Here is an 8,071-nt window from a genome sequence, read left to right on the forward strand (position 1 = left end):
GTCACCGGTGCGGACGTGGTCGGTGCCCACCGCGACGCCGGTGAATGCGACGTCGGCGCGGTCGGGGGCGGCGACGTCGAGACGCGCCGCGAGGTCGCCGAGCGTGGCGCGGAAGGTCTCGACGGGGCGGGAATCCAGACGCGGGGCGGGGTAGTTCGACACGGAGGGCATGACCGTCCGAGTCTACCGGGGGTTCGTTCGAGCCCTTCCGCCGCCCACGGCAGGGCCTTCGCCGGCGTCGGCGCGGCGCCTCCCTTGTCCGAGAGCGCACGAATGCCTCGCGTCCGTGCGAGAAGGTTGCCAAACCAGAAGTGTTTCAGGCACCCTGAAATCAGGGCCGCCTGCAATCACCCCACACAGACCCGACCACGACGGTCGGACAAGGAGTCCAATGATGAACGCCTCACGCACCACCTCGTCCTTCTCCCGGCGCGGGTTCCTCGGCCTCGCCGGCGCCGCGGCCGTGCTGCCGGTCCTCGCGGCCTGCGCTCCCGGAGGCGGAAGCGGAGGCGGGACGGGCGCCCCGCTGAAGTTCTGGGACATGCCCTGGGGCGAACCGGGCTACACCGTCGCCGCCAAGAAGCTCGTCGAGAGCTACGTCCCCCGGAGTGGCCTGCCCAAGGCGAGCTACCAGAGCATCCAGTGGAACAACTTCTCCCAGACGTTCTCGTCGGCGATCGCATCGAAGACCGGTCCGGCGGTGAGCACGGGCGGCGGCTTCCAGGCCTTCCAGTTCGCCGACCAGGGCGCGATCGCGTACGCCGACGGCCTCATCGACGCCATGAAGAAGAGCGGTCAGCTCGACGACTTCCTGCCGGGGACGATCGAGTCGATGAAGACCGGCAAGGGCTATGTCGCCGTTCCGTGGCAGCTCGACATGCGCGTCATGTGGTACCGGAAGTCGCTGCTGGAGAAGGCGGGTGCCGGCGTGCCCACCGACTGGGACTCGTTCCGGGAGACGAGCAAGGCGCTCGCGAAGATCGGCGTGTTCGGGTTCGGCGTGGGCGCCGGCGCCGGCAACAACTTCGGCAACCACGCGATGGTCGCGATGATGATCGGCAACGGCGGCGGCATGTTCGACGCCGACGGCAAGCCGGACCTCGTCACCGACCGCAACATCGAGGCGATGGAGTTCGTCCGCGAGCTCGTCTCGCTCGGCGCCGTGGATCCCGCCGCGGTCAGCTACACCACCGACAACCTCACGACGCAGTGGAAGACCAACAGGATCGGCATGGGGTGGAACACCGCGGGACTGCCGGCATCGATCGGCGACACCGGCGACATCCTCGTGACCAGCCCGCTCACGGGCCCGCACGGCGACAAGGCGACCCTCGCCTTCGGCAACAACATCATGATGTACACGAACACCCCGTCCCAGGAGGCGTCCGAGGCCTTCCTCACCTGGTACCTCAAGAGCATGAAGGCGCTCTGGGATCAGGACGTGATCCCGGCCCTCCCCGTGCTCCGATCGATCGCCGAGTCGGAGAACTTCAAGAAGAACACCCAGGCCGACAAGATCATCCGTGAGTGGCAGCCCGTCTCGAAGACCTTCGGCGCGACCTCCGCGGCGCTCTTCGGGGCCCTGGCCGCGGTCGACGGCGGACAGGCGATCACGCAGTTCAGCCAGACGATGCTGCAGGGGAAGACCGACGCCAAGACGGCGCTGCAGACGTTCCAGTCCGCGATCGAGGCGGTGGTCAAGTAGCAGGCCGGTCGGGCGGGAGACGACCATGACCACGACACAGACGCTCGCGCAGCGGCTTCGGCGGGCATCGTCCGGCCTCGGAGCATCCGGCGCCGGCCGGGATCCGCGGCGCGGCGGCAACAGGATCGTCGTGCAGACCCGGCGGACCTACGCGGCGCTCATCGCGCCGTCCGTGATCCTGCTGCTGCTGATCAACGCGTATCCCTTCGCGTACGCGGCGTTCCAGTCCGCGCACCGGGGCACCCTGCTCGACACCGGGCCGTTCGTCGGGTTCGAGAACTACGCGCAGGTGCTCGGCTCGCCGGCGTTCTGGAGGGCGGCAGGCTTCACCCTCGTGTTCACGCTGATGGGCGTCTTCGGATCCTGGGCCGTCGGGCTCGGCTTCGCGCTGCTGCTGCGCACGCGGATCCCGGCGTCCGGCACGTTCAAGGTGCTCCTGCTGCTGCCCTGGGTCGTGCCCATCGTCGTGTCTTCGACGGCGTGGAACTGGCTCGTCGCCACGCCCCAGAGCCCGGTGCCCGCGCTGCTCCGCGCCCTCGGGCTCGGCGAGGTCCTGCTCCTCGCCGATCCGACGTGGGCCGCGGTCACGGTCTGCGTATTCAAGGTGTGGATCAGCTTCCCGTTCATGATGCTGATGTCGAGCGCGGCGCTGTCCGCGGTCGACGGCACGGTCTACGAGGCCTCGGGCATGGACGGGGCGAACCGGTGGCAGCAGTTCGTCCACATCACGCTTCCGCTGATCGCGCGCTCGACGTACATCAGCTGGATCCTGATGACGATCTTCTGCGTCAACGACTTCCCGACGATCTACCTGCTCACCGCGGGCGGGCCCGTCGATGCGACGACCTCGCTCACGGTCCTCGCCTATCGCACGGTGTTCCAGGACTTCCAGGTCGGTCCCGGCGTCGCGATCGCGTTCATCATGACGATCGCCCTGGTGATCGTCTCCGTCGTCCTGTACCGCCAGATCCGGAAGTCGAGCATCGAGTCATGAGCAGCATGCTGCACGCGCACGCCGTCGAGGGGGCGGCCCAGGGGGCACGAGGGCGACGGCGCGCGCCCCGGCCCGTGTCCGACGCCGCGCTCCGCGGACGGTGGTGGCGGTTCCTGATCCTCGCCGTGCTGACCCTGGTCATCCTCGTCCCCGTCCTAGCGACGCTGTTCCTCTCGCTGACGCCCAGCACGACGAGCACGCAGACCAGCGGGCTGACCGTCGACAACTTCTTCGCGGTGCTCACGCAGACGCTGACGCCGACCTGGATGGTCAACAGCCTGATCACCACGCTCGCCACGGTTGTGGTGTCGGTCGCGGTCGCCGCACCCGCGGGGTACGTCCTGTCCCGCGGGCGCAGCCGGCTCGTGTCCGGCTACTCGCTGCTGCTGTTCGTGATCCAGTCGCTGCCGGTGATCGTGTCGGTGATCCCGCTCTTCATCCTGTTCGCAGGGCTCGGCCTGGTCGACAACCTCGCGGGGCTGACCATCGTCTACGTCGGCGCCGGTCTCTCGGTCGCGACCTGGATGATGGCCGCGTACTTCGACTCGATCCCGATCAGCCTCGAGGAGGCGGCGTGGATCGACGGCGCCTCGGTGTTCGGCAGCTTCACCAGGGTGGTGCTGCGCAACAGCCTGCCCGGAGTCCTCTCGACCGCGATCTTCTCGTTCCTGCTGGCCTGGAACGACTACCTGGTCGCGATCGTCTTCCTGCGCACGGACACCACGTTCACCCTGCCGATGGGCGTGCAGTCCTTCTTCCAGCAGAACGCGACCGACTGGGGTTCGGTCATGGCGGTCTCGGTGATCATGATGGCGCCGCCGGTGATCGTCTTCGCCGCGCTGAACCGGTACTTCAGCGTCGGCGGCATCGGAGGTGCGCTCGCCGGCCGCTGACGCTCAGGCGCTCCGCATGAACTCCTCGGCCGCGCGCACCTGCTCGTCGCTCGGACGGATCCCCGTGTACAGCACGAACTGCTCGAGCGCCTGCAGCGTCGCGACCTCGGCACCGTTGATGACCGTCTTGCCCGCGGCCAGGCCGGCGCGCACGAGCGGCGTCTCGGCGGGGAGGGCCACGACGTCGAAGACGACGGCGGCGGCGTCGATCGCCGCAGGCGGGAACGACAGCGCTTCGGCCTCGCCGCCGCCGGCCATGCCGATCGGGGTCACGTTCACGAGCACGTCCGCGGTGCGCTCGGCGACGTCCGCGGCCCAGCCGAAGCCGTAGAGCCCGGCGAGCGCGCGGCCCGCCTGCTCGTTGCGGGCCACGATCGTGACGTCGGCGAAGCCCGCGTCGCGGAACGCGGCCGCGGTCGCCTTGGCCATCCCGCCGGATCCGCGCAGCAGCACCGAGGAGGCCGGATCCAGGGCGTTCCGCGCGATGAGCTGCGCGATCGCCGAGTAGTCCGTGTTGTAGGCGGTGAGCACGCCGTCGTCGTTCACGATCGTGTTGACCGAGTCGATCGCGGTGGCCGACGGATCCATCCGGTCCACGAGCGCGATCACGTCCTCCTTGTAGGGCATCGAGATCGCGCAGCCGCGGATCCCGAGGCCCCGGACTCCGGCGATCGCCTGGGCGAGGTCGGTCGGGGCGAACGCCTTGTAGATCCAGTTCAGGCCGAGCGCCTCATAGAGGTGGTTGTGGAACCGGGTGCCGTTGTTGCTCGGTCGCGCGGAGAGCGAGATGCACAGCGTCATGTCTTTGTTCAGGATCGGCACGGGATCAGCGTACCGAGGCGTGCGTCGAGAACGTCGGAGATCGCCCTCGACGCGGGGCCAGCTCAGACCGCGGCGAACTCCGACGCGACGGGCGTCTTCGCGTTCGCGAGGACCAGGGCCTGTTCGAGGTCGGCGAGGATGTCGGCGGGGTCCTCGATGCCGATCGACAGGCGCACCGTGGTCGCGCCGATGCCGGCGGCGGCGCGCTGAGCGGCGTTCAGATGCGAATGCGTCATCGACGCGGGATGCGAGACGAGCGATCGGGCGTCGCCGATGTTCGCCACGAGACGCACGACCTTCAGGCCGTCCACGAACCGCTCCACGCGCTCCTGATCCAGGGCCTCGTCGCCGGCGGAGACCAGGTCGATCGAGAACACCGACGGGATCCCGCGGGGGAGGTAGCGCGCGGCGAGTTCGTGCCACGGGTTGCCGGCGAGGCCCGGGTGGTGCACTGCCGCGACCACGGGGTGCGCGGCGAGGGCCTCGGCGATCGCCTGGGCCGACGCGCTCTGGCGGGACACGCGCAGATCGAGCGTCTCGATGCCCAGCAGGATCTGGTGCGCGTTGAAAGGCGAGAGCGAGGGACCCAGGTCGTGCACGTACTTGGCCTTCACGAGCGCGCCGAACGCGAAGCCCTGCCCGAACCGCTCCCAGAGCGACTGCGGGCCGAACCGGTCGTGCGCGGCGGTGAACTGCGGCCAGCGCGCGGGATCGGCGCCGAAGTCGAAGGATCCGAGGTCGACCGCGACGCCGCCGAGGGAGGTGCCATGGCCGCTCAGGAACTTCGTGGCGGAGTGCACGACGAAATCGGCGCCGTGCTCGCCGGGGCGGATCAGGTAGGGGGTGCCGACCGTGCTGTCGATCACGAGGGGGACGCCCGCGGCGTGCGCGATGTCGGCCACCGTGCGGATGTCGAGAACCTGGGCGAGCGGGTTCGCGACGGACTCCGCGAAGAACAGCCGGGTGCGTTCGTTCGCCGCCGCGCGCCAGGCTGCGGGGTCGTCCTGGTCGACGAAGGTCACCGTGATGCCGAAGTCGGCGAGGGTGTCCTGCAGCAGGTCGACCGTGCCGCCGTAGAGCCGGTCGGCGGCGACGACGTGGCCGCCGCGGCCCGCGAGCGCGAGGATCGTGACAGCGACCGCGGCCTGCCCGCTGGCGACCGCGACCGCGGAGACGCCGCCCTCGAGCGCCGTCACGCGCTCCTCGAGCAGCTGCTGCGTGGGGCTGGCGTTCCGGCTGTAGATGTTGCCCGCGCGGCGCAGCGCGAACAGGTCGCGCGCCTCGGCCAGGGAGCCGAACTCGTAGGCCGCCGACTGGTACAGCGGGGGCACGGCCGTGTTCTGCGGGGTTCCCGAGACGTACGCCGCCTGCACCTGCTTCGTCGCGAAACGGGTGTCGGGGGCGGAGGCGGCGGGAACGGTCACGCACCCATCCTCGGGCGCGCGGGCCCGATCCGCCGGGATGTTTCCGTCTGTTGCGGATCCGGTGGGGTCAGGGGCGCAGGACGATCTTGCCGCGCGCGGCGTGCGTCTCGATGAGGCGGTGCGCCTCGGCGGCCTCGGCGAGCGGCAGCTCGGGGCCGAACTCGATCGAGTAGCGACCCTCGGCGAGGAGCCCGAGCGCCACCGGCACGGCCTCGGCGCGCCAGGCGAGCTCCTGCGCGGTGAGGGGGACGGGGCTGCCGCCGCTGAACGCCCGGATGCCGAACGACGCGGCATCGGGTCCGCGCACGATCGTGGCGATCCGGTCGCGGTCGGCGACGAGGGCGAGCGAGGCGGCGATGGCCTCGTCGGTGCCGGCGCCGTCGAGCGCGACCGTGATCTCGCGATCGCCCGCGGCGTCGCGGATCCGCTGCTCCAGGCCCTCTCCGTAGACGACGGGGATCGCGCCCAGCTCGCGCAGGCGCTCCTGCGACGACGCCCCGCCGGTGGCGATGACGGCGGCGCCCCACGCGACGGCGAACTGGATCGCGGCCTGGCCGACGGCCCCGGAGCCGGCGTGCAGGAGAAGCAGGTCGCCCTCGCGGACGCCGAGCGAGCGCAGCGACTGGTACGCGGTGCCGGCGGGGATCCCGAGCGCGGCGCCCTGAGCCGCGTCGACCCCGTCCGGCATCGCAGAGGCGTGCGCGGCCGGCACGGCCAGTGCGGTCGCGTAGGTGCCGCGGGTGTCGCGGATGGCGACGCGATCGCCGGCCCTCAGGTCATCGACACCGGATCCGATCGCGGTCACGACGCCCGCGCCGTCGAAGCCCTGGTGCCGCGGCTCCGTGATCGGAGGGAGCGGGCGGAAGCCGCTGCGCTGCTTGACGTCGATCGGATTCACGCCCGCGGCCTCGATGCGCACGACGACCTCGCCCGCTGCGGGGACCGGATCCGGCACCTCCACGAGGGTGAGGACCTCGGGTCCGCCGATCTCGGTCTGCACGATCGCCTGAGCCATGGCTCCAGGCTACGACGGGTCGGAGGGGTCGGGGCGCGTCCGCGGCTCGGCCACGGGCCCGCCTGCGTCGCCGACCGGCGTGGCGGGGCGGATCGAGAGCAGCACCACGGAGGCGCCGATGAGCGCGAGCCCGATCCAGCCCATCGGCGTCAGCCGCTCGCCCACGACCAGCACGGCGAGCACGGTCGCGGCGGCGGGCTCGAGCAGCGTGATGGTCGTCGCGGTGCCCGCGCCGACCCTGGCCAGTCCGAGTCCGAACAGCACGTAGCCGAGGAACATCGGCACGAGCGCCATGTACGCCGCCACGGCGAACGCCGGGCCCGAGGCGACCAGAGGAGCCCCGGTCGCGAGGAGCACGGGCATCAGCAGCAGCCCGCCGACTCCGAAGACCGAGCCCATCGCGGCCGCGCGGGGGACGCCGCCGGTCATGAGAGCGGCCGCCGCCCAGGAGTACGCCGCATAGGTGACGCCGGCGACGAGGCCGAGCAGGATCCCGAAGACGGTCGCCGCAGGGTCTCCGTGCGCGTCGCCGAGCTTCGCGGCGCACAGCAGCACGCTCCCTGCGATGCCGAGGGCGGCGGCGATCCACCAGCGCGGGCCGAGGCGGCGGTCGTCGAGCACGCGCTCCATGACGCCGGCCGCAAGGGGAGCGGAGGCGAGGGAGACGACCGTGCCGACCGCGACCCCGGCGAGGTGCATCGAGCTGTAGAACGCCAGCGGGTACACCGCGACCGACAGGCCGCCGACCGCCACGATCCGCCATCGTGCGCGCAACCGCGGCGCGGCCCGGCGCAGAGCCCGCGGGGCGATCAGGGCCTGCAGTATCCCGCCGATGCCGAGCGCGGCCGCGCCGATCGCCAGCGGCCCCGCGCTCGGCGCGAACGTGGCAGCGGTGCCGGTGGTGCCCCAGAGCAGGGCGGCCGCCGCCACCGCGAGCACGCCGAGGGTGTGCCCGCGGTGCGGAGCCGCGGCGGTCGCGTGCGCCATGGTGCTCAGGGTAGCGGCGCCCGCCTCACTTCTCGGAGAGGGCCTTCATGATGCGCTGCGGGGAGACCGGCTGCGCGGTGCCCAGGCGCTGGGCGAACAGGCTCACGCGGTACTCCTCGAGAAGCCAGCGCACCTCGACGAGTCGGGGCGCGGATCCGGCGGGCAGCGGGATCGTGCCTCCGGCATCCGCGTAGGCCTGGGCCATGCGCTCGTACTCGCTCTGCCGGGTGG

The 8,071-nt window shown here is 71.4% G+C and carries 8 protein-coding genes; 3 read left to right on the forward strand and 5 right to left on the reverse strand.

Features of this window, described 5'->3' with window-relative positions; translation table 11 throughout:
* Positions 1-394: 394 nt before the first annotated feature.
* From B7X32_RS15825 to B7X32_RS15835, 3 genes are read left to right on the forward strand one after another with little or no spacing between them, the layout of a single operon-like run.
* Positions 395-1,705, forward strand: a complete 1,311-nt coding sequence (locus B7X32_RS15825; RefSeq protein ID WP_292721691.1) for an extracellular solute-binding protein — start codon at positions 395-397, stop codon at positions 1,703-1,705.
* 25 nt (positions 1,706-1,730) lie between these two features.
* Positions 1,731-2,699 carry a sugar ABC transporter permease gene (locus tag B7X32_RS15830; RefSeq protein WP_292721695.1) on the forward strand — a complete coding sequence of 323 codons (969 nt, stop codon included), beginning with the start codon at positions 1,731-1,733 and terminating at the stop codon, positions 2,697-2,699.
* Positions 2,696-3,592, forward strand: coding sequence for a carbohydrate ABC transporter permease (locus tag B7X32_RS15835; protein WP_292721697.1), 897 nt, complete (start codon positions 2,696-2,698; stop codon positions 3,590-3,592). Before B7X32_RS15830 ends, B7X32_RS15835 begins: the two co-directional genes overlap by 4 nt.
* A gap of 3 nt (positions 3,593-3,595) precedes the next feature.
* On the opposite strand, the gene B7X32_RS15840 is transcribed toward B7X32_RS15835, so the two are convergent.
* The 5 genes from B7X32_RS15840 to B7X32_RS15860 all read right to left on the reverse strand — a co-directional run.
* Positions 3,596-4,414 (reverse strand): shikimate 5-dehydrogenase, encoded by an 819-nt coding sequence (locus tag B7X32_RS15840; protein ID WP_292721699.1) that lies wholly within the window; start codon positions 4,412-4,414, stop codon positions 3,596-3,598.
* Between the two features lie 62 nt (positions 4,415-4,476).
* Positions 4,477-5,838: a PLP-dependent transferase gene (locus B7X32_RS15845; protein WP_292721702.1), complete on the reverse strand. Its 1,362-nt coding sequence runs from the start codon at positions 5,836-5,838 to the stop codon at positions 4,477-4,479.
* Between the two features lie 67 nt (positions 5,839-5,905).
* On the reverse strand, positions 5,906-6,853 hold the full coding sequence (locus tag B7X32_RS15850) for an NADP-dependent oxidoreductase (protein ID WP_292721704.1): 948 nt from the start codon (positions 6,851-6,853) through the stop codon (positions 5,906-5,908).
* A 9-nt stretch (positions 6,854-6,862) separates the two neighbouring features.
* A complete protein-coding gene (locus tag B7X32_RS15855) occupies positions 6,863-7,840 on the reverse strand; it encodes an EamA family transporter (RefSeq protein ID WP_292721707.1) in 978 nt (325 codons plus the stop codon).
* Positions 7,841-7,865: 25 nt separating this feature from the next.
* Positions 7,866-8,071 (reverse strand): DUF3418 domain-containing protein (locus B7X32_RS15860; protein ID WP_292721710.1); only part of this gene is annotated, 206 nt, incomplete at its 5' end.

This window comes from Microbacterium sp. 13-71-7 (genome assembly GCF_002257455.1).
Taxonomy (GTDB): domain Bacteria; phylum Actinomycetota; class Actinomycetes; order Actinomycetales; family Microbacteriaceae; genus Microbacterium.